This is a genomic window from Streptomyces sp. NPDC058872 (assembly GCF_042743065.1).
GTDB lineage: Bacteria > Actinomycetota > Actinomycetes > Streptomycetales > Streptomycetaceae > Streptomyces.
Genome location: NZ_JBHYMK010000058.1, coordinates 1 through 25,010, shown reverse-complemented (window position 1 = coordinate 25,010; position 25,010 = coordinate 1). Strand labels below are relative to the sequence as shown.

Sequence of the window (25,010 nt, the reverse complement as noted above, 5' to 3'; positions counted from 1 at the left end):
CGCTAGGCGATGAAGTCACCGTCCACGTACACCCAAGCGTCCTCGTGACGGGCGAAGCGGCTCCGCTCGTGCAGGGAGCCCGGTTCGCCGCCGTGGACGTAGCGGGCCGTGAAGGTGACGGTGCCGTGCTGGTGGAAAGGGGTTCCCTCGGTGGTCTCCTCGATCTCCAGGCCGGCCCAGCGCAGCCCCGGGTCGAAGTCGACCTCCCCCGGCCGCGTCCCGGGCGCCCAGGTCCGCAGGAGGTACGCCTCGTCCCGCACGACGAAGGCGCTGTAGCGGGAGCGCATGAGGAGCTCCGCGGTCGGAGCCGCCCCACCGCCCCCCGTGTGGAACCGGCCGCAGCACGCGCCGTAGGCGGCGTCGAGGCCGCAGGGGCAGGGCGAGGTCGCGGTGACGGCGGGCGGAACGGCGACCGGGGACGTACGGGGGCGGGTCTTGCGTCGGGACATGGCGCCATTGTCCCCCACCGAAGACCCCCGACGGGGCTCCCCGCACGCGGCCGCACACCGGGAACCGTGCCCGGAATGTGGACGCCCGGACGGACGGCGGCACGGAATCCCGCTGTTCGGGAGCCGCTCCCGAGTAACGTACGGGCATGCGACTGACGATTCTCGGAGGCGGCGGATTCCGGGTGCCGCTGGTGTACGGCGCACTCCTCGGCGACCGCGCCGAGGGGCGGGTCACCCACGTCACCCTGCACGATCTCGACGGGGGGCGACTCTCGGCCATCGCCCGGGTCCTCGCGGACCAGGCGGAGGGGGTGCCGGACGCACCGGCGGTGACCGCGACGACCGACCTGGACGAGGCCTTGCGCGGGGCGGACTTCGTGTTCTCCGCGATCCGGGTCGGCGGACTCGACGGAAGGGCGGCCGACGAGCGGATCGCGCTGGCCGAAGGCGTGCTCGGACAGGAGACGGTGGGGGCGGGCGGCATCGCCTACGGCCTGCGGACCGTGCCCGTCGCACTGCACGTCGCCCGGAGGATCGCCGAACTCGCCCCGGAGTCCTGGGTCATCAACTTCACCAACCCGGCCGGTCTGGTCACCGAAGCGATGTCCCGGGTGCTCGGCGACCGGGTGATCGGCATCTGTGACTCCCCCGTGGGCCTCGGGCGCCGGGTCGCCCGCCTCCTGGACGCGGACCCGGACGAGGCCTGGATCGACTACGTGGGCCTCAACCACCTCGGCTGGCTGCGGGGCCTACGGGTCGACGGCAAGGACCGGCTGCCGGAGCTGCTCGCCGACGAGGAGGCCCTGGGCTCCTTCGAGGAGGGCCGGCTCTTCGGCCCGGAGTGGCTGCGCTCGCTGGGCGCGGTCCCCAACGAGTACCTGCACTACTACTACTTCAACCGGGAGGCCGTCCACGCCTACCGATCGGCCGAACGGACCCGGGGCGCCTATCTGCGCGACCAGCAGGGTTCCTTCTACCGGGACATGGGCAAACCCGACACTCCGGCCCTGACCGCCTGGCGGCGCACGCTCGCCGACCGGGAGGCGACCTACATGGCCGCCAACCGGGAAGCGGCCGGGACGGGAGAGCGCGACGAGCAGGACCTGGAATCGGGCGGCTACGAGAAGGTGGCGCTCGCACTGATGCGGGCGGTCTCCCGGGACGAGCGGACCACGCTGATCCTCAACGTGCGCAACGGCTCGACGCTCTCCGTGCTCGACGCGGACGCCGTGATCGAGGTGCCGTGCCTCGTGGACGCGAACGGCGCCCACCCGGTGTCGACGGCTCCGCTGCCCCAGCACGCCGTCGGTCTGGTGACCGCCGTGAAGGCGGTCGAGCGGGAGGTGCTGGCCGCGGTGGACAGCGGTTCCCGGGCAACGGCCGTCAAGGCCTTCGCGCTGCACCCCCTGGTGGACTCGGTGGCGGTGGCCCGCCGGCTCGTCGAGGGCTACGCGGCCGTTCACCCGGGACTGGACTGGTTGCGAAGCTGAGATGACCGACGGACGAACACACGGCTGACGAACGACTTTACGAGGCGGGAAGTGCGACCTAGGCTCGCCCCCCATGACCTCACAGCGCACGCGGGTCCGACGTGCGGTGACCCGCCTCGCCGTGCTCTGCCTGCTGGCTGCCGGCCTGGTGGGAACCGTGCCGGCCGCCGCCGAGACGCCCACGACCGCCGACGGTCCGGCCGTCGTGGCCGTGCAGACCACCGGACCGGCCGATCGGCGGTTCAACCTGGTCTTCATGGGCGACGGCTACACCGCTGCCGAGATGCCCGCCTTCCGGGCCGACCTGGCACGGCACCTGAGCACCCTGTGGAGCGTCGAACCCTTCGCCTCGTACCGCTCCTACGTCAACGTGTGGGCGGTGGAGGTCCCTTCGGCCGAATCGGGCGTGGACTGCGACCCCGGGCTCACCTCTCCCGCCCGCGACACCGCCCTCGACATGGCCTTCTGGGGCGGTTGCAACCCCAACGGCGTGCAGCGGCTCCTGACCGTCGACGGCCGCAAGGCGGCCGCGCTCGCCGACCTCGTTCCGGGCACGAGCCGCGCCAACCGCCAGATCGTGGCCCTCGCCCACAGCTCCACCTACGGCGGCGCGGGCGGGAGCTACGCCACGGCCTCCGGCGGCAACGCGCTCTCCTCGCTCATCACCCCCCATGAGATAGGGCATTCCCTCGGCGGCCTCCAGGACGAGTACGACTACTACGCCCGCGGTGTCCCCGGAGAGGCGTACGAAGGCCCCGAGCCCTCCTCCGCGCACCACACGCTGCTGAGCGAGGAGCAGCTGCGGGAGCAACGCGCCAAGTGGTGGCGCTGGCTCGGCGAGGAGAGCGAATCGGGCGGGACCATCGGCCGCCACGAGGGCGGTCTGTACAGCACGGAGGGCGTGTGGCGTCCGAGCCGTCACTCCCTCATGAAGACCCTCGGCTACGCCTTCGACCAGGTGGAGCGCGAGGTGATGGTCCGGGCGGTGGCGGCGAAGGTGGACCTGGTGCAGGACCACGCCCCGAATGCGGTGCCGATCGGGGCGGACCGCACGGTGTGGGTGGACACCCTGCACCCGGTGGGCGGCGCACTGGACGTGACCTGGCGCCTCGACGGACGGGTCCTGGACACCCGCGGGGCGCGCACGGTCGACCTGCGGGGGCTGCGGATCGCTCCCGGCGAGCACACCCTGACGGCGACGGTCGTCGATCCGACGCCCTTCGTCCGCGACCCGGCGGTGCGCGCATCGGCGGCGCTGACCCGAACGGTCCGTTGGACGGTGGACCCCTCGTTGACCACGCCCCGGAAGCGCACCGGAACGCCGGGGCCGACCGGGGCCGCGTTCACCGGCCACACCCCGCTCGGCCGGCCCGTCGGCGCCCGGAGCGTCGTCCACGCGGACACCACCCACACCGTGGACGCCACCCCCGCCGTGCAGTGGCTCCTGGACGGGCGTCCCGTGCCGACGCACGGCCGCAACGATCGCGATCTGGACCTTCGTTCACTGCGGATCACACCGGGGACCCACCTGCTCACGGCCCGTCTGGCGGGCGCGGACGAGGAGTTGACGTGGACCGTGGACGCCCGCCCCGCCACGGTCAGGTACGAGTTGTCCGAGCCGCTGCGCACGGTGCGGCGTCCCGGACGGCCGGTGGAGTACGTCTACGACGGGGCGTTCACGATGCGGCTGGCGGCGCAGGACGACCAAGGGGGCGTGGTGGTCAGCCAGTTCCGGGTGGACGGTGACGGTTGGTACACCTACTACGGCTGGCCGACGGACGCCGGGGCGCCGTTCCGCTTCTCTCCGGGAGGGACCGTGATCGACGGTCTCGTGTACGGGAAGCTGGGCCGGAGCCGGGCGGTGCCGTGGGACGACGCGACACCGGAGTACGGCACCCACACCATCGAGTACCGCACGGTCGACGCCGCCGGCAACGTGAGCGGGGCGCACCGCTTCCTGGTGACGCTGGTGGAGCCGTAGACGCGGACGGGGCCCACCCCCGAGGGGCGGGCCCCGTCCGTGCGGGCGGTACGGAGCGGGTCAGGGCTTGCGGGCCACCGCGGCCCACCCCGGGATGGGGTCGTCGCCCTGGACCGGGACGGGCTCGCCCAGCTCCGGATGCCATTCGGCCGTGAGCGAGACCCCGGGCTCGACGAACTCCAGGCCGTCGAAGAACGCGGCCAGTTCGTCGCGCGAGCGGGGTCGCAGGGTCAGCCCGCGCGCCTTGTACATGGCGCTCGCCTTCGCCGCGCCCTCGGGGTCGAAGTCCCCGGTGACGTGGGAGAGGACGAGGTAGCTGCCCGGCGCGAGCTTTTCGACGATCTTGGAGACCAGGTCGTAGGCACCGTCCTCGTCCCCCACGAAGTGCAGCAGGGCGAGCATCGAAAGGGCGATGGGCTGGTCGAAATCAAGGACCTTTCCGGCCCTTTCGAGGATGACCTCGGGCTCACGGGCGTCCGCCTGGATGTACTCGGTGGCCCCTTCCGGGGTCGAGCGCAGCAGGGCCGCCGCGTGCGCGAGCACGATCGGGTCGTTGTCGCAGTAGACGATGCGGGAGTCCGGCGCGGCCTGCTGCGCGATCTGGTGCAGGTTGGGCTCGGTCGGGATGCCCGTGCCGATGTCGAGGTACTGCCGGACGCCGTGGGCGCTGAGCCAGCGGATGGCCCGGTGCATGAAGGCCCGGTTGACGCGGGCCATGTCCCGGCCCCGCGCGTCGACGGTGAGCAGCTGGCGGGCCATCTCCTCGTCGACCGGATAGTTGTCCTTGCCACCCAGGAACCAGTCGTACATCCGCGCCGGATGCGGCTTGCTGGTGTCGATCCGGACTGATGCGGGTTCCTGGGGCATCGGCTCTCTCCTGGTCGGGGTTGAACGGGTGGTGCTACAGCAAGAGTTACGCGACGTTGGGGGCTGGGTGGAAGGGGCCGGTGAGGAGAAAGTCGGCCTGACCGGATTTCGCTCCCTGGATGAAAGCGGCGATCTCCCCGAGGGTGTAGATGAGCGCTGGTCCTTCAGGGTCTGCGGACTGTCGCACGGCGACCCTGCCGTCGGCCAGTTTCATGGCCTCCACGCAGTTGCCCCCGTTCCCGCCGCTCCACGGCTTGTGCCAACCCTCGGCACCGAGCTCAGCGGCGGGCATGCCGTTGTATATGCGATCCATTCACAGCTCCTTGCGGAGGTCCCGGAGGATCTCCTTCGTGCGTTGTGCAGTCGCGGCCTGCGCCGCCATGCGGTCCATGACCTCCAGGTGGGAAGCCACCTCGGGACGCGCGTCGAGGTAGACGGCGCCGGTCAGGTACTCGCTGTAAACCATGTCCGGGAGTTCGGGCATGGCGAAGCGGAAGAGGACGAACGGTCCGTAGGTGCCGGGGTGGTGGCCGGACGCGAACTCCGCGATCTGCAGGGTGACGTTCGGCAACTCGGACGCTTCGAGCAGCCGGTCGAGCTGGTCGCGCATCACCTCGGGCCCGGCGCCGACCGGTCGGCGGAACACCGTCTCGTCCATGATCACCCAGAACTTCGGAGCATCGTCCCTGGTCAGCAGGGACTGGCGCTCCATCCGCAGGGCCACATGGCGCTCGGTGTCCTCGTCCTTGACGGCGTCGCTGCCGCCACCGACCGCCCCGCTGCGCAGAATGGCGCGGGCGTACTCCTCGGTCTGGAGCAGACCGGGGACGAACTGGGGCTCGTACGCCCGGATGAGGCTGGCCGCCCCCTCCAGACTGACGTACATGGAGAACCAGCCGGGCAGCACGTCGTGGAACCGCTGCCACCAGCCGGGGAGGTTGGCCTCTTCCGCAAGGGCGATGAAGCCCTCCGCCTCGGAGTCCGTGATCCCGTACTCCTTCAACAGGAGTTGCACGTAAGGGATCTTCAGCGCCACCTCGGCGGTCTCCATCCGCCGAACGGTGGCCGGAGCCACCCGCAGGACCTTGGCCGCCTCTTCCCTCTTCATGCCGGCCCGCTCGCGCAGGTCCTGCAGACGCCTTCCGAGGACGACCTGTCCCACCGTCGGGGCGGACCGCGGCTCGCTCACTCTCAGACCTCCCCGACGCACCGTTTCGACGAGTGTGCCACGAAGCCGCTCCAGAGAGAACAAGGCACTCTGCAATTTTCAGAGTGCCACTTGCCAAGTGTCCGAGTCAGGAGGACAGTGTTCCGGTGAACCAGTACACGCTGCCGCCGTGCGCTCCCGCGCCACGGCGACAGCGCCGTACGGCAGTCCTGCCCACTGTTGTGAGGAACCGGTCGTGGCCTCTGGTAACGCGCAGCCTTCAGGTCTCATGAGCCCCCGAGTCATGGCTCAGCGCTCGCAGCCGCAGACCGATCCCGTCCGCCGCTTCGCCTTCGAGCTCCCGGCCCTCACCTCGTCCGTCGCACGGGCCCGGCGGCTCTCGGAGGAACGGCTCATCCTCTGGGGCTGCGGCCCCGAGATACGCGAGACGGTCGCCCTCGTCGTCTCCGAGCTCGTCACCAACGCCGTCGTGCACACCGCGAGCGACCGCTTCGTCTGCGAACTCCGCGAGGACGAGGACACCCTGCGCATAGCCGTGCGCGACGAGGGCGGCCCCGCGGGCCCTCGGATACGGGACTGCGGCGAGGAGGAACGCGGTCGCGGGCTCCTCATCGTGGACGCGCTCTGCACCGCCTGGGGCGCCGACCGCACCGGCCACGGCACGGCACAGATCGTCTGGGCGGAGCTTGCCCACGGCACGGGGGAAACGTGCTGAAGGCGATCCGCATGGTCTCGCGGGCCCGCAAGCATTCCGAAGCCGGCCCCGTTCCGGCCCCCCGCCGCACGCCCGAATCGCTCCTCGGTCCGGACCCCCGCACCCCCGACCCCACGACGGCCCGCGAGCCGGGCGCCACCCGATTGGCCGTGCCCGTCGGACTGCACACCGGACTCGGCTGCGACGCCGTCGGCGTGCCCGCCCGCTTCGGCTTCAAGATCCTCTCCCGCCTCCCCGCCAAGGGCTGCGTGTACGCCGACAGCGCCTGGTGGTGGTGGCTCGTCCCCGCCGGCTCCGACCTCGACCTCGTCTGGCCCCTGCCCGCCTGCTACGCACCCGGCGCCGAGATCCCGGACCGCGGCCCCCGACTCATCCACCGCCCCGACGGCACCTCCCCCTACACGCCTCCGATCCCGCTCTACCTCCTGGCGTGCCAGCTGACGGGCACCGCTCCGGCCTGGCCGGCGCCACCGGTGCGCAGCGCGCTCTGACGCGCGCAGCCCGCGACGACCTAGGCTCGGTGCCATGTTCACCCCGCAGGGCCCCAGCCTCCGCGAGCTGACCGTCCAGGCCCTCTCCTCGGTCGAGCACGGCTACGACCTGCTCGCGGACACGTTCGACGCGACCCCCTTCCGCACCTCCGACCGGCTCCTGACCGCGGTCACCCGCACCCTGCAGGCCCTCGGCCCCTTCGACTCGGGGCTCGACGTCTGCTGCGGCACCGGGGCCGGACTCGACGTCCTCCGCTCCGTCTGCGGGGGCCGGATCGCCGGAGTCGACTTCAGCACGGGCATGCTGGACCGGGCCCGGGAGGCCCACCCGGCCGCCGACCTCGTCCGCGCCGACGCCCTGGCCCTCCCCTTCGCCCCCGTCTTCGACCTGGCGGTCAGCTTCGGCGCCTTCGGCCACTTCCTCCCGGCCGAGCAGCGCAGGCTCTTCTCCCAGGTGCACGCCGCGCTGCGCCCCGGCGGCACCTTCGCCTTCCCCCTCGCGGCTCCGCCGCCCGTCGGCTCCCGCCCCTACTGGGCCCTGTGGGGCTTCGACGCGGCGATGCGGATCAGGAACGCCGTCTGGCGCCCGCCGTTCGTCATGTACTACCGCACCTTCCGGCTCGTGGACGTCCGCGAGCGGCTGGAGGGGGCGGGCTTCCGGGTCTCCCACACCCCGGTCGAAGGCCTGGGGCGCCGGGACGACGGGAGTCCGCGCTGCCGACTGGTGGTCGCGCGGAAGGCTTAGGACGGCCGGACCACGGGGTCCTGCCGCTCCGGGAGGAGCGGTGGCCGGAGCGGACGCCCGCCCGGGCATCACGCCCGGGAGGACGGTTCGGACGGAGGGAGGGAGTCGGGGGAGGGACGGCCGCCCGGCGGGCGGGCGTGGAGGATGCGGCCCCGCTCCGGCACGGCGGACGGCTGCGGGGCCCCGGGGCGGCGGACCGTCACCGGGGCAGGCGGGTTCAGGCCTTCTTGACCACGCTGGACTTGAGCTGCATGGCGCCGAAGCCGTCGATGCGGCAGTCGATGTCGTGTCCGTCGACGCCGTCGACCAGACGGATGTTGCGGACCTTCGTGCCGGCCTTGATGCCGGAGGGGTTGCCCTTGACCTTGAGCGCCTTCACGACGGTCACCGTGTCGCCGTCGCTCAGCACGTTGCCGACGGCGTCCTTGACCACGCGGGTCCCGGGGTCGTCGGCGGAGGCCTCCTCCTCGGCGGGAACCCACTCGTGGCCGCACTCGGGGCACACCACCAGGTCGTTCATCTCATAGGTGTACTCGCCCGAGCACCGGGGACAGGGGGGAATGTTCTCGTTCACGTGCCCAGAATAGTTCCGCCCCGGGGTCGCGCCCCCGACGGACGAATCCGTCCCGTGCGCATGCAAAATGCCGGTCGACGAAAAGTCGACCGGCATTTCGATGTGGTGTCCGAGGGGGGACTTGAACCCCCACGCCCGATAAAGGGCACTAGCACCTCAAGCTAGCGCGTCTGCCATTCCGCCACCCGGACCGGGTGTTTGTCGTCCCGGGCTCTCCCCGCGGCGACAGGAACAACTCTACCAGGGGTTCGAGCTGCCTTTCACCAACGTTTCCCGTGGTCAGTCGGCCGACGCCATCGGAAGGGACACGGTCGGGCACCGCCCCGTCCGGCCCCTTTTCCGGGTGCGGTGCACACGGAGCGGAAGAACGGTCAACGGACCTCGACCAGCCGGGCCGAGACCACGACGTTGCCCGCGTACCCGTTCTCCTCGGTGAAGGTGCCTCCGCAGGTGATCAACCGCAGTTCGGGGCCGCCCGCATCACCGTAGACCCGCTCTGCGGGAAAGCCCTCCTTGGGAACGACCTCGGCCCCGTACACGGCGAAGACGGCCGTCCTGCCGTCGGCGCGGACGACCTCCACCCGGTTTCCCCTGTCGAGGGCACCGAGGTCGTAGAAGACGGCGCGGCCGCTCGGGGTGTCCACGTGGCCGACGACGACGGCGGTACCGCGCTCACCGGGGGTGACCGCCCCGGTGAACCAGCCCGCGAGCCGGTCGTCCTCGGGCGGCGGGGCTTCGATCCAGCCCTCCGCGTCGAGCCCGACCCCGGTGACCGGTGCGTCGACGCGGACGGCCGGGATCCGGACCCGGAGCGGTGGTGAAGGGGGTAGTGGAGCGGGGACGGACACCGGAGGGGAAGGGGGCGTCCGCCCGTCGTCCGCCGCGGCTGCGGCCAGGGGCTGGGGCGGACCGGCGACCCGGAGCTCCGCGACGCCGCCGCGCAGGAGGTGCACTCCGATGAGGAGGACGACGGCGACGAGACCCCAGGAGCCGCGACGTCCGACTCCTTCCACGCCCGTCGTCCCGTCCGAACGCCCCACGTGCGACTTCCTCCTTGTGCCCCTGCGGGCCGCATGACCTCGATGCCCCTCCGCGCGAACGGATCTCCGCGCCCGCGCCACGGGGGTGGCGCCCCTCCTCCCCGGTCCTCGTCACACCGGGGCGGAGGGGCCGTCTGGGGGCTCCCGGCCCGCCCTCAGGAGCGGTCGTCGATCCCGCGGCGGCGGGTGAGCACGACGGCCGCGCCGAGCGCACCGACGATGAGCAGGGCACCGGTGACCAGCTGGGTGGCACCGAGGCCGTCGGAGTGGTCACCGGAGGCGGCGGCGCTGCCGTAGCCGGCCTTCACTCCCTTGTGGACCTCGGTGCGCGCACCGGTGTCGTGTCCGGCGTCGCCGCCCGAAGCGATGGTGAGGTGGGTGGTGCCGCGCTCGCCCTTGCAGTCGAAGGTGATCGCGTACTGGGCCCCGGCCTTGGCGTCGAGGTCCACGGTGGCGGTGCCGGGGCGCCCCTCGTTGAGGGTCACGGTCTCGAACACCCCGGAGGTGACGGTCACGGACGGCACCTCGCAACCGTCGGAGGTGAGGGTGACGGTGCCACCGGGGGCGATCGTCGCGGGGGTGACGGAGAACCCGAACGAGGTGATGGGGTTGTCGCCCCCGTCGGCCAGGGCCGCGGGGGCGACCGGCAGGACGGCGAGGGCGCCGAGCAGGGCGGCGGAAACGGCACCTATCGCACGCATGCGGTCCTCCTGGTCACGGGGGGCTCGGACGGGCGGCGACACCGCGTCCGGGAAGGGGACGACCCCACCGCGATCGAAGCTAGGTCCGGCCGGGCCGCGCCGCCACCCGGCCCCGCCGAACGGGGCACGGCGGCGCGGAGCACCCGGGACAGAACAGCTAGGGAACCCGGACGACCTGGCCGGCGTACGAGAGGTTGCCGCCGAAGCCGAAGAGCAGGACGGGGGCGCCGGAGGGCAGTTCCCCGCGTTCGACCAGCTTGGCGAGGGCCAGCGGGATCGAGGCGGCCGAGGTGTTGCCGGAATCGACGACGTCGCGGGCGACGACCGCGTTGACGGCGCCGATCTTGGCGGCGAGCGGTTCGATGATCCGCAGGTTGGCCTGGTGCAGGACGACGCCGGCGAGGTCCTCGGGTGCGACGCCGGAGCGCTCGCACGCCTGTCGGGCCAGCGCGGGCAGCTGCTGGGTGGCCCAGCGGTAGACGGACTGGCCCTCCTGGGCGAAGCGGGGCGGGGTGCCCTCGATGCGGACGGCGTGCCCCATCTCGGGAACGGAGCCCCACAGCACGGGACCGATCGCGCCGGTGTCCGCCTCGACCGCCTCGACGACCGCGGCGCCCGCACCGTCACCGACGAGGACGCAGGTGGTGCGGTCGGTCCAGTCGGTGATGTCGGTCATCTTGTCCGCGCCGATGACCAGGGCACGGCGGGCCGCCCCGGCCCGTACGGCGTGGTCCGCGGTGGCCAGGGCGTGCGTGAAGCCGGCACAGACCACGTTGAGGTCCATGGTGGCGGGCGAGACCATGCCGAGGCGCGCGGCAACGCGGGCGGCCGTGTTGGGCGAGCGGTCGATCGCGGTGGAGGTGGCGACGAGGACGAGGTCGATGTCGCCCGCGGTGAGGCCGGCGGCGGCCAGGGCCTTGCCGGCGGCCTGGGCGGCGAGCTCGTCGACGGGCTCTTCGGGCCCGGCGACGTGCCGGGTGCGGATGCCGACCCGGCTGGTGATCCACGCGTCGTCGGTGTCGACGAGCGCGGCCAGGTCGTGGTTGGTCAGCACCTTGGCGGGCTGGTAGTGACCGAGTGCGGCGATGCGAGTGCCCGTCATACTCGGGACCCCCTAGGTGGTTGGTTCGTCCAGCAGGACCCCCCAGTCTTGCCAGCGACTGATCGGTAACGGGTGACGTAAACCACCAACATTCGCCCGGATCGCTTGGTCGACCGTGACAAGGCGCCGGGAACGGGCGTGGTGTGCCGGTACCGGGGGGAGGTGTCGCAGAATGGGGCGGTCAGGGCCTCCCGGCCTTCCCTGCGGAGAGAATCGAGTGCGGTCACGATGGGACGGGTCACCGAGCGACGGCGTGTCCTGCGGATCCGGGACGGTGCGGTCACCATCCGGCCCGACACCCTGGTGGCCGAGGAACCGCTGGAGATCCGGCTGAACGGGCGCCCGATCGCGATCACGATGCGCACGCCGGGCGACGACTTCGCGCTCGCGACCGGCTTCCTGGTGAGCGAGGGGGTCCTGGCGGCGGCGACCGACGTGCGGAACGTCGTGTACTGCGCGGGTGCCACGGAGGACGGCCGGAACACGTACAACGTGGTGGACGTGCAGCTCGCCCCGGGCGTACGGGTCCCGGACATCACCCTGGAACGGAACGTCTACACGACGTCCTCGTGCGGACTGTGCGGCAAGGCCAGTCTGGACGCGGTGCGCACCACGGCGCGCTTCCCGATCGCCGACGCCCCGCCGCTGCGCGTCTCCCCGGCGCTGCTGTCCCTGCTCCCGGAGCGGCTCCGGGCGGCGCAACGGGTCTTCGACACCACCGGCGGGTTGCACGCGGCAGCGCTCTTCTCGGAGGAGGGCGAACTGCTCGACGTACGGGAGGACGTGGGTCGGCACAACGCGGTGGACAAGCTCGTCGGGCGAGCGCTGCGGGAGGGGGCGTTGCCGCTGGCCCGGGCGGTGCTGCTCGTGTCGGGGCGCGCCTCGTTCGAGCTCGCGCAGAAGGCCGTGATGGCCGGGATCCCGGTGCTCGCCGCGGTGTCCGCTCCGTCCTCGCTCGCCGTGGACCTGGCCTCCGAGACGGGGCTGACGCTGGTCGGCTTCCTGCGCGGACCGAACATGAACGTGTACGCGGGCGAGCACCGGATCGCGCTCTGACGGCCCGTCCCGCGGGGTCAGTTCTTCGGTGGGTCGATCATCTGGAGGACGAGGGTGTCCGGGGGCGGGGCGATGCCGGGGCCGCCGGCGGCCGTCCAGGCGAGGATGTCGTCCAGGCAGTCCTCGTCGAGGGTGAAGCCGACCCAGGCCGCCCGGCCGCCGCGCCTCCGTCCCTCGGTGGAGGGCTGGACGACGACGACGTTGGCCTGGGCACAGGGGCCGAGACAATCACTGGTGCGGACGGCGAGCCGCCCTCCGGAGGCCGCCGCGGCTTCGCGCAGGCGGGCGAGCTGGCCGGCGTGGTCGGTGCCGGGGTTCTTGCGGGCGTCGCCGCAGCAGCAACCGCGGCAGACGACCAGGGAGCAGGGGCGGGCCCCGTAGCGTATGGGGACCGGGCTCATCGGGGACCCTCCACGGTGATCGCGGAGGCCGGGGCGACCGTGCCGGGGCGCGGGAAGTCGAGGTCGGCGGAGGCGCGGTGCTCGTCGCCGGTGGGCGCCGTCATGGCGCCCGCTGCGGGGACGGGCGCGGTGCTGCCGGGATCGTGTGCGGGCATGGGAGCACCGTAGCGGGCCGGATGATCATCGCGGGTCGGCGAGGGGTGTGATCCGGCCGACGGAGGAGCTGCGGGGTCACCCGTCCGCGGCCGGGGCCGCGGGGACGGGCACACCGGGACGGCCGGTCCCCCGGTCCTGCGCGGCCTCCGGGTCGTGGGACCGGCGTCGTGCGATCACCGCGCAGACCATCAGTTGCATCTGGTGGAAGAGCATCAGCGGGAGGACGGCGAGGGATGCCTGGGGGCCGAAGAGGACGCTCGCCATCGGCAGTCCGGCCGCCAGGCTCTTCTTGGAACCGGCGAACTGGATCGTGATCCGGTCGGCCCGGTCGAAGCCGAGGCGCCGGGCGCCGTATCCGGTCAGGGCCAGCATGGCGGCGAGGAGGACGGCCTCGACGACGAGCAGCAGGCCGAGTCGGGCGGGGGTGACCAGGTGCCAGGTGCCGGCGGTGACGCCCTGGCTGAAGGCGGTGTAGACGACCAGCAGGATGGCTGCCCGGTCGACGCGCCCGAGGACCTTCTGGTGGCGGAGGAGGAAGCCGCCGATTCGGCGGCGCAGGAGCTGTCCGGCGAGGAAGGGCGCCAGCAGTTGGAGCACGATCTGCAGCAGCGCCGCGGCGGACGGGCCGCCCGTGCCGTTGCCGAGGAGCAGCGCGGTGAGCAGCGGGGTGAGGACCATGCCCGCGAGCGAGGAGAAGGAGCCGGCGCAGATGGCGGCTGGAACGTTTCCCCGGGCGATCGAGGTGAAGGCGATGGAGGACTGGACGGTGGACGGCACCAGGCAGAGGAAGAGGAGACCGCCGTAGAGCTCGGGGGTGAGGACGACGGGTACGAGGCCGCGGGCGGCGAGCCCGAGCAGGGGGAAGAGCAGGAAGGTGGCGCCCAGGACGGTGAGGTGGAGTCGCCAGTGCCGGAGGCCGTCGAGGGCTTCGCGGGTGGAGAGCCGGGCCCCGTAGAGGAAGAAGAGCAGGGAGACCGCGGTGGTCGAGGCGCCCTCCGTGAGGCCGGCCGCGGCCCCGGAGGCGGGCAGGAGCGCGGCGAGGGCGACCGTGCCGAGCAGCGCGAGGACGTAACCGTCGACGGGCAGCCAGGACGGCGGGCGGAGGGGACGGCGCGGGGGTCGGGCGGGGGTCGGGCGGGTCATGGGCTCCACTGCTCCGTGCACGGCGTTCGGCGGGTCGCGCCGGTCCATGGTGCGTCAGGGACCGGTCATCGGGAATCCCGTACAGCACTCTGACTGTCATCGCGTTTTGCGATAGCGTCGGAGGCGTGTACGAGCCCACCCAGTTGCGCACCTTCCTGGCCGTGGCCCAGACGCTCAGCTTCACCCGGGCCGCGGACCGGCTCGGGGTGCGGCAGTCGACCGTCAGCCAGCACGTGCGGCGCCTGGAGGAGGCGACGGGCCGTCCGCTGTTCGCCCGGGACACGCACCGCGTGGAGCTGACCGAGGACGGCGAGGCGATGCTCGGCTTCGCCCGGACGATCCTCCAGGCCCACGAGCGGGCGGCGGCCTTCTTCGGCGGGAGGCGGTTGCACGGGCGGCTGCGGTTCGGCGCGTCGGAGGACTTCGTGACGACCCGGCTGCCGGAGATCCTGGAGTCCTTCCGGCGCGAGCACCCCGAGGTCGACCTGGAACTCACGGTGGAGCTGTCCGGGACGCTCCAGGAGCGGCTCGCGGCCGGCCGCCTCGATCTGATCCTGGCCAAGCGGCGGGGGGCGGAGGACGGGGGGCGGCTGGTCTGGGAGGACGCGCTCGTCTGGATCGGGGCACCGGGGCTGCGGCTCGCACCGGACCGGCCGGTACCGCTGATCCTGTACCCGCCGCCGGGCATCACCCGGGCGCGAGCGCTGGAGGCCCTGGAGGCGCAGGGCAGGGCCTGGCGGATCGCGTGCACGAGTTCCAGCCTGAGCGCCAATGTGGCGGCGGCCCGCGCCGGGCTCGGCGTGATGGCGCACACGCGGGGCCTGGTGCCGCCGGGGCTCGTCCCGGTACCGGCCCGTGCGGGCCTTCCCGAGCTCGGTGACGTCGGCTTCGTCCTGCGCAGGGGGCACCGGGGCGGGGAGGTCCAGGAGGCGGCGGACGCGCTGGCGGAGGCGATCCTGGCGGGCGGCGACCGCCTGCACCGGCCGCACCGCACGGATCGTGCCCCCCAGGGGGCGGGCGGATCGTGGTGGCCCTCGTGAGCGGGCGGTGCCCGGGGCACGGGCCGGCGGGCGGGGCTCGACCGGCCGGGCGCGGCCGGGGCGTCGGCGCCCTGACCGCGGGGGCGGCGGTTACCGGGGGGGCGGCGGTTACCGGGGGGCGAACGGCGAGAAGGCGCCAGGCTGACGCACCGGAGGGCGGGGAGTGAGCGGCCGGTACAGATTCCGTGGAGATTCGCCCCCGACCGATCGCCCACGGCACGGCGGACTCGCCCACCCGCCGTTCTCACCCAGCCTGACCTGTGAGAACACGGAACGTTCCGGCTTGGTGAAGGAACTCCCACCAGCCGGTCCCGTGGGGTACCGTCACCCGCGCCGTACGGAGCGCAACAGAGGGCTTTCCAGCCACCTAGCCGTCGAGGAGCAGGTCAGTGCGCGAGTTCACCGTGCCGCCCGTCGAGGCGGCGCCTCAGGTAGGCGGTCTGGCGGACGCCGTGTTCGACCATGCCCTCGCCGAGCCGGACAGGGTCGCCTTCGGTCGGAAGGACCCCGGAGGGGAGTGGCGCGACGTGACGGCCGCGCGGTTCCGGGATGAGGTCCTGGGCCTCGCGAAGGGTCTGCTCGCGGAGGGCGTGCGCTTCGGCGACCGGGTCGCGATCATGGCCAGGACGCGGTACGAGTGGACGCTCTTCGACTTCGCGCTGTGGGCTCTCGGTGCGCAGCCCGTGCCGGTCTACCCGACCTCCTCCGCCGAGCAGGTCTTCTGGATGCTGCACGATGCCGGGGTCACCGCGTGCGTGGTGGAGCACGAGGACCACGCGATGACGGTCGGTTCCGTCATCGACCGGCTGCCCCGGCTCCAACGGCTGTGGCAGTTGGACGCGGACGCGGTGGGCGAGCTGACGGCGGCGGGCAGGGAGGTCGACGAGGAGGTCGTGCACCGGCACCGGCGGGCGGTGACCCCGGAGACGATCGCGACGGTCATCTACACCTCGGGAACGACCGGTCCCCCGAAGGGCTGTGTGATCACCCACGCCAATCTGATGTTCGAGACGGACACGCTGATGGGGCGTTGGGAACCGGTGTTCCGCTCGCGGTCCGGGGAGCGGTCCTCGACGCTGCTGTTCCTGCCGCTCGCGCACGTCTTCGGACGGATGGTGGAGGTCGCGGCCGTCCGGGGCGGGGTGAAGTTGGGGCACCAGCCGGTGATGGCCGCGGCCGAACTGCTCCCGGACCTGGCGGCCTTCCGCCCGAGCTTCGTCCTGGCCGTTCCCTACGTCTTCGAGAAGCTCTTCCGCGCGGCCCGCCGCACGGCGGAGGCCGAGGGGAAGGCGGGCCCCTTCGACAAGGCCGTGGAGGTGGCGGTCGCCTACGCGGAGGCACTGGAGCACAAGGCCTTCGGCACCGGCCCGGGTCCGTCGGCGGCGCTGCGCGTGCAGCACCAGTTCTTCGAGAAGACGGTGTACGGGAAGGTGCGCGCCGCCCTGGGAGGGCGCGTGCGGCACGCGATGTCGGGCGGTTCCGCCATGGACCGCAGACAAGGGCTGTTCTTCGCGGGCGCCGGGGTCACGATCTTCGAGGGGTACGGACTGACCGAGTCCTCGGCGGCGGCCACGGCGAATCCGCCCGGACGGGTCAAGTACGGCACGGTGGGACAGCCGGTGCCGGGGACGACGGTGCACATCGCGGAGGACGGCGAGGTGTGGCTGCACGGCGGACAGGTCTTCTCGGGCTACCTCAACTCCCCGGAGGCCACCGCCGCCGTCCTCAGCGACGGCTGGCTGGCGACCGGGGACCTCGGTTCCCTCGACGCCGACGGCTATCTGACGATCACCGGGCGCAAGAAGGAGATCCTGGTGACCTCCGGCGGCAAGAGCGTCTCCCCCACGGCCCTGGAGGAGCGGGTGCGGGCGCATCCGCTGATCGCCCAGTGCCTCGTGGTCGGCAACGACCGGCCGTACGTCGCCGCGCTCGTGACGCTGGACCAGGAGGCGGTGGAGCACTGGTTGGCGATGCAGGGACGGGCGCCGCTCGCCCCCGCCGAGCTGGTGCGCGACCCGGACCTGGAGACGGAGATCCGGCGCGGAGTGGTGGCGGCGAACACGCTGGTCTCCCAGGCGGAGTCGATCCGGACGTTCCGGATCCTCGCCCATCCGTTCAGCGAGGAGCACGGGCTGCTCACCCCCTCGCTGAAGCTGAAGCGGAAGGCCATCGAGCGGGCGTACGCGGTCGAGGTCGAGGCGCTGTACGGCTGACCGCCGGGGCACCGCACGGCTGCCGCCCGATGGAATGCGGGACGGCCGTTGATCGTTGACGCTGTGAGCAGAGGAGTGCCCGTACGCACCGTACGGGCCGCGACGACGTAAGGACCCCTCCCCCGTGAGCACGGACAGCAGCGTTCCCCCGGTCATCCTGAACAACGGCGTGCACATGCCGCAGCTGGGCTTCGGCGTCTGGCAGGTGCCGGACGCGGAGGCGACGGCCGCCGTGACGACGGCCCTGGAGGCCGGCTACCGGTCGGTCGACACCGCCGCCGTCTACGAGAACGAGCGGGGCACCGGCCGGGCCCTCACCGAATCCGGCATCGCCCGGGAAGAACTCTTCGTCACCACGAAGCTGTGGAACGGCGAGCAGGGCTACGACTCGACCCTGCGCGCCTTCGACGCCTCCCTCGACAAGCTGGGGCTCGACTACGTCGACCTGTACCTGATCCACTGGCCGGTGCCGGCGAAGGACGCCTACGTCGACACGTACCGCGCGTTCGAGAAGATCCACGCGGACGGGCGCGCCAAGGCGATCGGCGTCTCGAACTTCCTCCCCGAGCACCTGGAGCGGCTGATCGGCGAGACCTCGATCGTGCCCGCCGTCAATCAGATCGAGCTGCACCCGCAGCTCGCCCAGCCGGAGGCCCGCGAGGCGCACGCCCGGTACGGCATCGCGACCGAGGCGTGGTCCCCGCTGGGCCAGGGCAAGGGGCTCCTGGAGGTCCCCGCCATCGTCGCCATCGGCCAGAAGCACGGTCGGACGCCGGCCCAGGTGGTGCTGCGCTGGCACCTCCAGCTGGGGAACGTGGTCATCCCGAAGTCGGTGACCCCCTCGCGGATCCGCGAGAACATCGACGTCTTCGACTTCGAGCTGGACGCCGAGGACCTGGCGGCCGTCGCCGCCCTGGACGAGGGCCGGCGGATCGGCCCGAACCCGGCGGAGTTCAACGTCGGCGCCTGACGGTCCCGGGACCGGCACCCCGGGACCGGCGTCCGGGTCCGGGGCTCAGCCCTTGCGGGCGGTGTGGACGGTGTGGGCGGCCAGGTGGAAGACGTCCGTGCGGTGGTGCAGGGACAGTGCGTCGGCGGGGTCGAGGAGGCGGTCGAGCGTCTCCTTGTCGTCCGCGTCGAGGCGGGCCCCGAGGCCGTCCCGCAGCCGCCCGTAGTGGGCGAGGACCAGCTCCCGGACGGCCGGAGGCACCGGGGCGGGGGCGTCGACGAGGAAGGTGCGGGTGCCGGCGGGGGTGAGACCCGCAGCGGCGAGCAGGGCCCGCCAGTCGTCCGTCTCCGCCTTGGAGTCCGGGAGGTCGGCGCGCATCTCGGCGAACCAGTCGGCGCTGAGGGCATCGAGCCGGGCTTCCAGGCCGGGACGTCCGATGCCGATGTGCCGGGGCAGGTGGCGCGGGGCCAGGCCGCCCTCGACCAGGGCGATGAGGCCGCCGGGGTTCAGGTGGTCGGCGAACGCGGTGAGCGCGGCCCCCTGGTCACCGATGTGGTGCAGGGAGTTGCCCATCCAGATGAGGTCGGCCTGCCCCAGCGCGCCGATCCCTTCCGGGAGTTCGGCGTGGAGGGTGGAGACCCGGGCGCCGATGCCCCTGGCATCGGCACGGTCCCGGGCCCGGGCGAGGAGCTCGGGAGAGCCGTCGACGGCGACGGACTCGGCGGCCGGGAAGGCCTCGGCGAGCAGCCCGGTCACGACGCCGGGCCCGCTGCCGATGTCGAGGATCCGACGGACGCCCTGCACCGGGACCAGGCTGCCCAGCCAGGCGGCGGCCTCGGCGTAGACGGGGAGCGTGATCTCGGCCTGCCGCTCCAGGAGCGGGGCCATCTCGCCCCAGTCGAGGTCGGTGTCGTGGTGGTGACCGTGGCCGGACTGGTGGACGTGGCCCCCGCCGTGCGGGTGGTCCGGGTGGGAAGCGCGGTGCTGACTCATGGCTCCAGAGTGCGCGGACCGAGTGGAAAGCGCGAGGAATGTTGCCGTTCCGGCAATGCGAAACAGGCGCCGGAAGTCAGCAGCCCCGCCCCGCTCCGCTCCGCCCGGACGGGGCGCCGGACCGAAGGGCAGACGCACGGGCTGCCGGGCTGGACGGCCGACGGACCGCGGGCACGTTCGGCGGGTGAACGCGCGGGGGTGCGCGCCGGACGGCGGCGGGCCCGTCGCCCCCGGAGGGGACGCCCCGGCGCGGCCCTCAGCCCCGCCTGACGTACCGGGCCAGCCGGTAGTCGGGATCGGCACGCGGACGGTCCTGGTCCGGTAGGACGGCCAGCGCTTCGACGAGCCGCTCGACGGTGGCCGCGTCACCGCGGAACCAGGAGGCGTAGTGGCCGCGACGCACCTTGGCAGCGACGCCCTGCGGAGTGTTGCCCTGGCCGTGGCCGGTGAACCGGGTGCCGGAGGAGGGGGCGAGACCGTGGGCCACCGCGTACCGGTCGACGGAGTCGGCACGGTCCGATGCCGCCCCGGGCGACCGGTGGGGACGCAGGACGGCGTCGATGTCGCTGCCGACGTCGTGCGCGGCGTCCTTGTCCACGGTGACGACGAGGACCCCGCCGGGGCGCAGCACTCGGGCCGCTTCGGCGACGACCTCCTCGGCGAAGGGCACGAGGTGGAGCAGCCACACGGCGCTCACCGCGTCCAGGGAGGCGTCGGGGAACGGAAGCCGCCGGGCGTCGGCGCACACCACCCGTCCGGGAAGGCGCCCGCCTGCCACCCGGAGCATGGCACGGGCCGCATCGACGCCCTGGACCCGCAGACCGGGCCGCCTGAGCCGCTCGGTGACGAGACCGGTGCCGCAGGCGAGGTCGAGCAGGGTGCGGGCACCGGGCGGCACGAGCCGCAGCACCGCCTCGGCCGCGGCACCGGCACGGGGCACACCACCGCGGGTCTCGTCGTAGTGCTCCGCCTCGGCCTCGTAGTCGAGGAGGGTCCCGGCCGCGCTCGCCCTCTCCGTGCCGGTCAACTCGCGCCGTGGCCGGGCGCGATCCGCTCGACGCGGTCGGCGAGTTCGAAGTCCTTCTCGGTGACGGCACCACCGGCGGAGTGGGTGTTCACGGCCAGGGCGACCGTGTTGTAACCGAGGGTCAGGTCGGAGTGGTGGTCCAACTCCTGCTGGATCCGGGCGACGTGGACGACGAGGGCGGTCGCGGCGAAGTGGTCGCCGAGCCGGTACGTCCGCATGAGCCGGTCGCCCTCGACGGACCATCCGGGGAGCTCCCTCAGGCGGTCCTCGATCTCCTTCTGCGACAGGGGCTGTGTGGGCACGGCAGTGCTCCCTCCGGTCGAATGCTGCGGGTGGCACGGGGACGGACGGACCCCGGGAGAAAGGTACCCGCGGTCCCCCTCTGGGATACCGTCTGCCCATGGCGACTGTCGTGAGCGACACGGGAGTGGGTCCGCTGCTGCGCGGATGGCGCGAACAGCGGCGGCTGAGCCAGTGGGAGCTCGCGCTGCGGGCCGACTCCTCGGCACGCCACATCTCGTTCGTCGAGACGGGGCGCTCCCGGCCGAGCGAGGAGATGGTGCTGAGGCTGGCCGAGCACCTGGAGGTGCCGGTGCGGGAGCGGAACGCACTGCTGCTCGCCGCCGGGTACGCGCCCCGGTACCCGGAGTCGCCGCTCGACGCCCCGCGTCTGGAGACGCTCCGGGAGGGCATCGAGCGGCTGTTGCAGGGGTACGACCCGTATCCGGCGCTCGTGGTGGACGGCTCGTACACGGTGCTGGCGGCCAACCGGGGCGCCGGGCTGCTGCTCGCCGGACTGCCCGAGCACCTCCTCGCACCACCGCTGAACGCGATGCGGCTGACCCTGCACCCGGAGGGGTTGGCGCCCCGGATCCGGAACCTGCGGGAGTGGCGGGGGCACCTGCTCGCCCAGATGGAACGCCAGATGGGTCTGATGCGCTCGGAGGCGCTGCGCGAGCTCCACGCGGAGGTGGCGGCGTATCCGCTTCCGCCGAACGGCGAAGCGGACGAGCCGCCGGCGGAGGGAACGGATCCGTACATCGCGCTGCCGCTGCGGATCGAACACGACGGGCGGGTGCTGTCGTTCGTTTCGTCGATCTCGACGTTCAACGCCCCGATGGACGTGACCGTCGCCGAACTGGCCGTCGAGGCGTTCCTCCCGGCCGACCCGGAGACGGCCGCGTACGTGCGGTCGCTCGGTTAGCGAAGGACGCGGCCCGCAGCGCCGTCCGCTGGAGCACGGCGAAGCCGGCGACGACGGCGAGGAATCGGCGCACTGCGGACCGGGGCGGGGGTGCCGGCGAGACCGGCGAGCGGGGTCCGAGACATGACGGATCACCCTCCTTGGGGCCGTGCGTGCGGATGGCGGTCCCGGGTCCCGGACGGAGTGCGCCACCCGGGATCCGGTGGCCATGAGCATGCCAGGCGGGTGGCGAGGGGTCGATGACGCCGGAGGTAAGGGAAGCCCCGGGGAAGCCCCGGGGAAGCCCCCTCGGAGACGGTGCCTCGGGTCCGGAACCGCCCCTCGCCCGCTTTGACGGCCCCGGACGCCCACCCACGGCAGGACACGGCGGAGTCCGTGCAGTGGGCGCGACCGGTACATGCGCCTGCTTTCGACGACCGCCCCCGCCTTCTTTCCGGAGATCCCCATGGGCCTCTCCCCCGAACACTAAGGTCTTCCGTTGTGCCGTACGTCACATGGGGACGGCATGGGGTGGGTGGCTTGGGGTGAGGCAACCGAGTGCCCGAGTGACGAGATCTGGGGGCTTTGTGCACGAGATGACCAAGGGCTCGAACGTGGCGCTGGCGGCGCTGAGCGAGAACACCGGCTCGGTGATCGTGAGTCTGAGTTGGATCAGCCAGACCGGTGAAGGCGATGCGGACGTGTCCGTCCTGCTGCTGGACGCGAACGGCAAGGTCCGCGGTGACAAGGACTTCTACTTCTACAACAACCCTGTTGCCGCTGACGGAAGCGTGCAGCTCCTGGGGAAGACGCCGACGGGGAGCGGCGACGAGGACCGGATCGGCTTCGACCTGACCGCAGTCCCGTCCGACGTCGACCGGATCGTCGTGGCAGCGAGCCGTTACGGAGGAGCCGCCTTCGGGGAGTTGGAGGACCTCAAGCTGACATTGGCCGACGGCGGCGGCGAAGGCCTGCTCGGATTCACCATCGATGACGCCGGCGCGGTGAGCGCGATCATCTTCGGCGAGCTGTACCGACGTGGGGAGGAATGGAAGTTCCGTGCCGTCGGGCAGGGCTACGACACCGGTCTGGCCGGTCTGGCAACGGACTTCGGCGTGGACATCGATGACGACACGGATGCGGAGAAAGCACCGGGCGACACCGGGACCGGCGAGTGGGCAGACCCGCCGTCCCCGGACATCGAGCAGGAACGGCACACCGCTCCGGGCTCGGTTCCGGCCCCCCGGCCGTCCGGTGACGAAGCGGAACCGAAGAAGGCAGCACGACCCCGTACGGCGAAGAAGAAGATCACAGTACCGAGGATGGCCAAGAAGTCCCTCGCCGAGAACGATTCCTGGAAGCAGGCCCGGCTCTTCCCGGTCTCGGTGCTCAAGAGCGACCGGGACAGGGAGACGCGCGCCACGTCGGTGCTGCTGTCCGTGATGGCCCAGGTGCCGGAGTTCGGCCGGAGGCTCACCGCGGCCTTCGGGGCGCCGTCGGGTCGTATGGAAACCTTCACCGAAGTCTCGCTGCCGCACGGCGACACCCCACGACGCCCCGACGGAGTGATCCGTGTCGAGCGTGCCGGCAAGCTGTGGACCGCGCTGGTGGAGACCAAGACCAACGGCAACGGCCTCAAGCCCGAGCAGGTGCAGGCGTACATGGACATTGCTGCCCGCCGCGGCTATGAGGCCGTGATCACTCTGTCGAACGACGTGGCGCTGGAGGGCAGCCCCCTCGTCGACGTCAAAGTCGACGGACGGCGTAAGCACAAGGTGGCCCTCTGGCACCTCTCGTGGGCCGAAGTCACCCATCAGGCACAAATGTTGATCCGGCACGAGGGCGTCGGGGACAAGGCTCACGCCTGGCTGCTCCAGGAACTGCTCCACTATTTGCGACACGAGAACTCCGGTTGCCACGGCTTCCAGAACATGGGTGCGGCCTGGGTGCCCGTACGCAACGGAATCGACGACGAGACCCTGTGCCAAGGCGACCCGCGCGCGCTGGAGGTGGTCGAGAACTGGGAACGGCTCATCCGTCAGATCTGCCTCAGCCTCGGCGGCGAACTCGGTCAGAAGGCATTGCCCGTTCAACGTGCCAAGCGTGGAGCCGACCCGGGAACCCGTCGCAGCCGTCTGGCCGATGACCTCTGCACCAACGGCAGGCTCCAGGCAGAACTCCGGATCGAGGGCGCACCCGGCATCCTGGCCGTCATTGCCGACCTGCGCACCGGAAAGCTCCGCACCTCCATCGAAATCCCCGCGCCCGAACAGGGCTACCCGCTGACCTGGGCCAAACGCCTCGTCCGGCGCCTGGCCGAGGCTCCGGCAGACCTTCACGTCGAAACCCTGCTCGAAGGAACGACCGGGGGGCCGCGCGGCACCTTGGAAAGGCTCCGCCCCGAACCGGCTGACATGCTCCCGAGGAACAACGCCGCCCAGCTCACGGGCTTCCGCCTGTCGCTGTTCAAAAGCATGGGAAGCAGCCGCGGGAACGCCGCATCCGGCTTCATCCGCAGTGTCGACGACGCGGTGCATCGCTTCCACAACAGCGTGGTGGTCCACTTGGACCGTCCGGCGCCCCGGCAGACGTCCGCGAAGGAACGCACCGGGACAGAGTGACCTCTCCTCATGGACTGCTGCACGCGAACCCGGGCGGTGCGAAGCGGGCCGCGGTCCGATGCCGCGAGAGCGGACGAGACACCGGTGGGGGTCGGTGTGCCGGGGACGTCCCCGCGGCCCCCGGAGGGTGCTCCGGGGGCCCGTCCGGGAGGTCAGTGCTGCGGGCCCTCCCGACGAGCGGAGCCCTCCTGAGCGGTGGCGGGCTCGGAGGTCGGTGCGGGTGCCGGGGTGCCGTGCTCGGGCGCGGTGCGCTCGGCGCGCCGGGCGCGGGAGGCCTCGGCACGCACCAGGGCCTGGAGGACGGCGTACGGGTCGACGGGCATGGTGGAGCTCCTCGTGGTGCGGAGACGGTGGAAGGGCTGCGGGGAGGCGGACCTCTCAGCAGCGCATCACCACGCACCTGGGCACGTCACCGAACGGGACGGGCACGGCGGCGGAAACCGGGATCCCCAAACGGGACGGGCCTCCGTGGGCGCGGGCTTCGGACGTGACGGGCCGCGGGCCCGCACCGTGCCGGCGCGCCCGGCCGGAGGGCCCGGCCTCGGTGGCGGCCGGGTCGTGGGTTTCCCCGCCGGGGTCAGCGGCCGGTGCCACGGCCGCGGACGCCTCGACGGTGGGCACGGTGGCCGCGGTCCCGGTGCCGAAGAGGGCGGCGAGGACGAGGAGGAGCACGATCCACCGCTGTCGGCCACGGTCCGGGCGTGCCGGGCCTCCCGCCGGGACGGCGGGCGCGGCGGACTGCTCGGGCGCGGTGCTCACGGAGATCCGTACTGCCCCGCCGGGATCCCGGCCCGGCGCACCCGGGCCGAGATCCGCCCGAGCGGCCTACGCGGGGGACACCGGATTCACCGCCCCGGCGGTCATGCCCACCCGCACGGGCGCCCGCCGGGATCCCGCCGGGCGCC

At 72.5% G+C, this 25,010-nt stretch carries 27 protein-coding genes and 1 tRNA gene; 11 read left to right on the top strand and 17 right to left on the bottom strand.

What is annotated here, in order from left to right; all coding sequences use genetic code 11:
* Positions 1–2 precede the first annotated feature (2 nt).
* On the bottom strand, positions 3–449 hold the full coding sequence (locus ACFW22_RS28860) for a YchJ family protein (RefSeq protein WP_386409947.1): 447 nt from the start codon (positions 447–449) through the stop codon (positions 3–5).
* A 146-nt stretch (positions 450–595) separates the two neighbouring features.
* Between ACFW22_RS28860 and ACFW22_RS28855 the strand changes: the two genes are divergently transcribed.
* Positions 596–1,939, top strand: coding sequence for a 6-phospho-beta-glucosidase (locus ACFW22_RS28855; protein ID WP_386409945.1), 1,344 nt, complete (start codon positions 596–598; stop codon positions 1,937–1,939).
* A gap of 73 nt (positions 1,940–2,012) precedes the next feature.
* Positions 2,013–3,920: a M64 family metallopeptidase gene (locus ACFW22_RS28850; RefSeq protein ID WP_386409943.1), complete on the top strand. Its 1,908-nt coding sequence runs from the start codon at positions 2,013–2,015 to the stop codon at positions 3,918–3,920.
* A 60-nt stretch (positions 3,921–3,980) separates the two neighbouring features.
* On the opposite strand, the gene ACFW22_RS28845 is transcribed toward ACFW22_RS28850, so the two are convergent.
* From ACFW22_RS28845 to ACFW22_RS28835, 3 genes are read right to left on the bottom strand one after another with little or no spacing between them, the layout of a single operon-like run.
* A complete protein-coding gene (locus tag ACFW22_RS28845; RefSeq protein WP_386409941.1) occupies positions 3,981–4,787 on the bottom strand; it encodes an SAM-dependent methyltransferase in 807 nt (268 codons plus the stop codon).
* 46 nt (positions 4,788–4,833) lie between these two features.
* Positions 4,834–5,100: a DUF397 domain-containing protein gene (locus ACFW22_RS28840; RefSeq protein WP_386409939.1), complete on the bottom strand. Its 267-nt coding sequence runs from the start codon at positions 5,098–5,100 to the stop codon at positions 4,834–4,836.
* A complete protein-coding gene (locus ACFW22_RS28835) occupies positions 5,101–5,976 on the bottom strand; it encodes a helix-turn-helix transcriptional regulator (protein WP_386409937.1) in 876 nt (291 codons plus the stop codon).
* A gap of 262 nt (positions 5,977–6,238) precedes the next feature.
* Here ACFW22_RS28835 and ACFW22_RS28830 point away from each other — a divergent pair, with 262 nt between their 5' ends.
* From ACFW22_RS28830 to ACFW22_RS28820, 3 genes are read left to right on the top strand one after another with little or no spacing between them, the layout of a single operon-like run.
* Entirely contained in the window at positions 6,239–6,670 is a 432-nt protein-coding gene (locus ACFW22_RS28830; protein ID WP_384880978.1) for an ATP-binding protein, read from the top strand.
* Positions 6,671–6,681: 11 nt separating this feature from the next.
* Complete coding sequence (locus ACFW22_RS28825; RefSeq protein ID WP_386409997.1) at positions 6,682–7,161, top strand: hypothetical protein; 480 nt, start codon at positions 6,682–6,684, stop codon at positions 7,159–7,161.
* A gap of 34 nt (positions 7,162–7,195) precedes the next feature.
* Positions 7,196–7,906 carry a class I SAM-dependent methyltransferase gene (locus ACFW22_RS28820; protein ID WP_386409935.1) on the top strand — a complete coding sequence of 237 codons (711 nt, stop codon included), beginning with the start codon at positions 7,196–7,198 and terminating at the stop codon, positions 7,904–7,906.
* 217 nt (positions 7,907–8,123) lie between these two features.
* Here ACFW22_RS28820 and ACFW22_RS28815 read toward each other — a convergent pair whose 3' ends face one another.
* The 5 genes from ACFW22_RS28815 to ACFW22_RS28795 all read right to left on the bottom strand — a co-directional run bounded on the left by ACFW22_RS28815 (position 8,124) and on the right by ACFW22_RS28795 (position 11,323).
* The gene (locus ACFW22_RS28815; protein WP_386409933.1) at positions 8,124–8,480 is read right to left on the bottom strand and encodes a zinc ribbon domain-containing protein YjdM; all 357 of its coding nucleotides are present in this window, start codon (positions 8,478–8,480) and stop codon (positions 8,124–8,126) included.
* Positions 8,481–8,583: 103 nt separating this feature from the next.
* A tRNA-Leu gene (locus ACFW22_RS28810) sits at positions 8,584–8,671 on the bottom strand.
* 180 nt (positions 8,672–8,851) lie between these two features.
* Positions 8,852–9,520 carry a class F sortase gene (locus tag ACFW22_RS28805; RefSeq protein WP_386409931.1) on the bottom strand — a complete coding sequence of 223 codons (669 nt, stop codon included), beginning with the start codon at positions 9,518–9,520 and terminating at the stop codon, positions 8,852–8,854.
* 155 nt (positions 9,521–9,675) lie between these two features.
* The gene (locus ACFW22_RS28800; RefSeq protein WP_386409929.1) at positions 9,676–10,221 is read right to left on the bottom strand and encodes a hypothetical protein; all 546 of its coding nucleotides are present in this window, start codon (positions 10,219–10,221) and stop codon (positions 9,676–9,678) included.
* Between the two features lie 157 nt (positions 10,222–10,378).
* The gene (locus tag ACFW22_RS28795; RefSeq protein ID WP_386409927.1) at positions 10,379–11,323 is read right to left on the bottom strand and encodes a beta-ketoacyl-ACP synthase III; all 945 of its coding nucleotides are present in this window, start codon (positions 11,321–11,323) and stop codon (positions 10,379–10,381) included.
* 228 nt (positions 11,324–11,551) lie between these two features.
* On the opposite strand from ACFW22_RS28795, the gene fdhD reads away from it, so the two are divergent.
* Entirely contained in the window at positions 11,552–12,379 is an 828-nt protein-coding gene (gene fdhD / locus ACFW22_RS28790) for a formate dehydrogenase accessory sulfurtransferase FdhD (RefSeq protein WP_386409925.1), read from the top strand.
* Positions 12,380–12,396: 17 nt separating this feature from the next.
* On the opposite strand, the gene ACFW22_RS28785 is transcribed toward fdhD, so the two are convergent.
* The 3 genes from ACFW22_RS28785 to ACFW22_RS28775 form a co-directional block, all read right to left on the bottom strand.
* Positions 12,397–12,780: a (2Fe-2S) ferredoxin domain-containing protein gene (locus ACFW22_RS28785; RefSeq protein ID WP_386409923.1), complete on the bottom strand. Its 384-nt coding sequence runs from the start codon at positions 12,778–12,780 to the stop codon at positions 12,397–12,399.
* The gene (locus tag ACFW22_RS28780) at positions 12,777–12,935 is read right to left on the bottom strand and encodes a hypothetical protein (RefSeq protein WP_386409921.1); all 159 of its coding nucleotides are present in this window, start codon (positions 12,933–12,935) and stop codon (positions 12,777–12,779) included. The genes ACFW22_RS28785 and ACFW22_RS28780 overlap by 4 nt, the downstream gene beginning before the upstream one ends.
* A 76-nt stretch (positions 12,936–13,011) precedes the next feature.
* Positions 13,012–14,079 (bottom strand): bile acid:sodium symporter family protein, encoded by a 1,068-nt coding sequence (locus tag ACFW22_RS28775; protein WP_386409919.1) that lies wholly within the window; start codon positions 14,077–14,079, stop codon positions 13,012–13,014.
* A 125-nt stretch (positions 14,080–14,204) separates the two neighbouring features.
* Here ACFW22_RS28775 and ACFW22_RS28770 point away from each other — a divergent pair, with 125 nt between their 5' ends.
* The 3 genes from ACFW22_RS28770 (at position 14,205) to ACFW22_RS28760 (ending at position 18,302) form a co-directional block, all read left to right on the top strand.
* Positions 14,205–15,119 carry a LysR substrate-binding domain-containing protein gene (locus ACFW22_RS28770; RefSeq protein WP_386409917.1) on the top strand — a complete coding sequence of 305 codons (915 nt, stop codon included), beginning with the start codon at positions 14,205–14,207 and terminating at the stop codon, positions 15,117–15,119.
* Between the two features lie 389 nt (positions 15,120–15,508).
* Positions 15,509–17,332 carry an AMP-dependent synthetase/ligase gene (locus ACFW22_RS28765; RefSeq protein WP_386409915.1) on the top strand — a complete coding sequence of 608 codons (1,824 nt, stop codon included), beginning with the start codon at positions 15,509–15,511 and terminating at the stop codon, positions 17,330–17,332.
* Between the two features lie 175 nt (positions 17,333–17,507).
* Complete coding sequence (locus tag ACFW22_RS28760) at positions 17,508–18,302, top strand: aldo/keto reductase (protein WP_386409995.1); 795 nt, start codon at positions 17,508–17,510, stop codon at positions 18,300–18,302.
* A gap of 45 nt (positions 18,303–18,347) precedes the next feature.
* On the opposite strand, the gene ACFW22_RS28755 is transcribed toward ACFW22_RS28760, so the two are convergent.
* From ACFW22_RS28755 to ACFW22_RS28745, 3 genes are all read right to left on the bottom strand, one after another.
* Positions 18,348–19,274 carry a class I SAM-dependent methyltransferase gene (locus ACFW22_RS28755; protein ID WP_386409913.1) on the bottom strand — a complete coding sequence of 309 codons (927 nt, stop codon included), beginning with the start codon at positions 19,272–19,274 and terminating at the stop codon, positions 18,348–18,350.
* A gap of 256 nt (positions 19,275–19,530) precedes the next feature.
* Positions 19,531–20,301, bottom strand: a complete 771-nt coding sequence (locus tag ACFW22_RS28750) for a methyltransferase domain-containing protein (protein ID WP_386409911.1) — start codon at positions 20,299–20,301, stop codon at positions 19,531–19,533.
* The gene (locus tag ACFW22_RS28745; RefSeq protein WP_386409909.1) at positions 20,298–20,603 is read right to left on the bottom strand and encodes a 4a-hydroxytetrahydrobiopterin dehydratase; all 306 of its coding nucleotides are present in this window, start codon (positions 20,601–20,603) and stop codon (positions 20,298–20,300) included. Before ACFW22_RS28745 ends, ACFW22_RS28750 begins: the two co-directional genes overlap by 4 nt.
* A 98-nt stretch (positions 20,604–20,701) precedes the next feature.
* Between ACFW22_RS28745 and ACFW22_RS28740 the strand changes: the two genes are divergently transcribed.
* Both ACFW22_RS28740 and ACFW22_RS28735 read left to right on the top strand, forming a co-directional pair.
* Complete coding sequence (locus ACFW22_RS28740; protein ID WP_386409907.1) at positions 20,702–21,505, top strand: helix-turn-helix domain-containing protein; 804 nt, start codon at positions 20,702–20,704, stop codon at positions 21,503–21,505.
* A gap of 575 nt (positions 21,506–22,080) precedes the next feature.
* Positions 22,081–24,105: a TerD family protein gene (locus tag ACFW22_RS28735; protein WP_386409905.1), complete on the top strand. Its 2,025-nt coding sequence runs from the start codon at positions 22,081–22,083 to the stop codon at positions 24,103–24,105.
* Between the two features lie 152 nt (positions 24,106–24,257).
* On the opposite strand, the gene ACFW22_RS28730 is transcribed toward ACFW22_RS28735, so the two are convergent.
* A complete protein-coding gene (locus tag ACFW22_RS28730; RefSeq protein ID WP_386409903.1) occupies positions 24,258–24,428 on the bottom strand; it encodes a hypothetical protein in 171 nt (56 codons plus the stop codon).
* 55 nt (positions 24,429–24,483) lie between these two features.
* Positions 24,484–24,864 (bottom strand): hypothetical protein, encoded by a 381-nt coding sequence (locus ACFW22_RS28725; protein WP_386409901.1) that lies wholly within the window; start codon positions 24,862–24,864, stop codon positions 24,484–24,486.
* Positions 24,865–25,010: the final 146 nt, after the last annotated feature.

Excerpts from the sequence above, each read along its gene's own strand:
- ACFW22_RS28860 (WP_386409947.1), bottom strand. The coding sequence starts at position 449 with ATGTCCCGACGCAAGACCCGCCCCCGTACGTCCCCGGTCGCCGTTCCG.
- ACFW22_RS28855 (WP_386409945.1), top strand. The coding sequence starts at position 596 with ATGCGACTGACGATTCTCGGAGGCGGCGGATTCCGGGTGCCGCTGGTG.
- ACFW22_RS28850 (WP_386409943.1), top strand. The coding sequence starts at position 2,013 with ATGACCTCACAGCGCACGCGGGTCCGACGTGCGGTGACCCGCCTCGCC.
- ACFW22_RS28845 (WP_386409941.1), bottom strand. The coding sequence starts at position 4,787 with ATGCCCCAGGAACCCGCATCAGTCCGGATCGACACCAGCAAGCCGCAT.
- ACFW22_RS28840 (WP_386409939.1), bottom strand. The coding sequence starts at position 5,100 with ATGGATCGCATATACAACGGCATGCCCGCCGCTGAGCTCGGTGCCGAG.
- ACFW22_RS28830 (WP_384880978.1), top strand. The coding sequence starts at position 6,239 with ATGGCTCAGCGCTCGCAGCCGCAGACCGATCCCGTCCGCCGCTTCGCC.
- ACFW22_RS28825 (WP_386409997.1), top strand. The coding sequence starts at position 6,682 with ATGGTCTCGCGGGCCCGCAAGCATTCCGAAGCCGGCCCCGTTCCGGCC.
- ACFW22_RS28820 (WP_386409935.1), top strand. The coding sequence starts at position 7,196 with ATGTTCACCCCGCAGGGCCCCAGCCTCCGCGAGCTGACCGTCCAGGCC.
- ACFW22_RS28800 (WP_386409929.1), bottom strand. The coding sequence starts at position 10,221 with ATGCGTGCGATAGGTGCCGTTTCCGCCGCCCTGCTCGGCGCCCTCGCC.
- ACFW22_RS28795 (WP_386409927.1), bottom strand. The coding sequence starts at position 11,323 with ATGACGGGCACTCGCATCGCCGCACTCGGTCACTACCAGCCCGCCAAG.
- fdhD (WP_386409925.1), top strand. The coding sequence starts at position 11,552 with ATGGGACGGGTCACCGAGCGACGGCGTGTCCTGCGGATCCGGGACGGT.
- ACFW22_RS28785 (WP_386409923.1), bottom strand. The coding sequence starts at position 12,780 with ATGAGCCCGGTCCCCATACGCTACGGGGCCCGCCCCTGCTCCCTGGTC.
- ACFW22_RS28780 (WP_386409921.1), bottom strand. The coding sequence starts at position 12,935 with ATGCCCGCACACGATCCCGGCAGCACCGCGCCCGTCCCCGCAGCGGGC.
- ACFW22_RS28775 (WP_386409919.1), bottom strand. The coding sequence starts at position 14,079 with ATGACCCGCCCGACCCCCGCCCGACCCCCGCGCCGTCCCCTCCGCCCG.
- ACFW22_RS28760 (WP_386409995.1), top strand. The coding sequence starts at position 17,508 with ATGCCGCAGCTGGGCTTCGGCGTCTGGCAGGTGCCGGACGCGGAGGCG.
- ACFW22_RS28755 (WP_386409913.1), bottom strand. The coding sequence starts at position 19,274 with ATGAGTCAGCACCGCGCTTCCCACCCGGACCACCCGCACGGCGGGGGC.
- ACFW22_RS28740 (WP_386409907.1), top strand. The coding sequence starts at position 20,702 with ATGGCGACTGTCGTGAGCGACACGGGAGTGGGTCCGCTGCTGCGCGGA.
- ACFW22_RS28735 (WP_386409905.1), top strand. The coding sequence starts at position 22,081 with ATGACCAAGGGCTCGAACGTGGCGCTGGCGGCGCTGAGCGAGAACACC.
- ACFW22_RS28730 (WP_386409903.1), bottom strand. The coding sequence starts at position 24,428 with ATGCCCGTCGACCCGTACGCCGTCCTCCAGGCCCTGGTGCGTGCCGAG.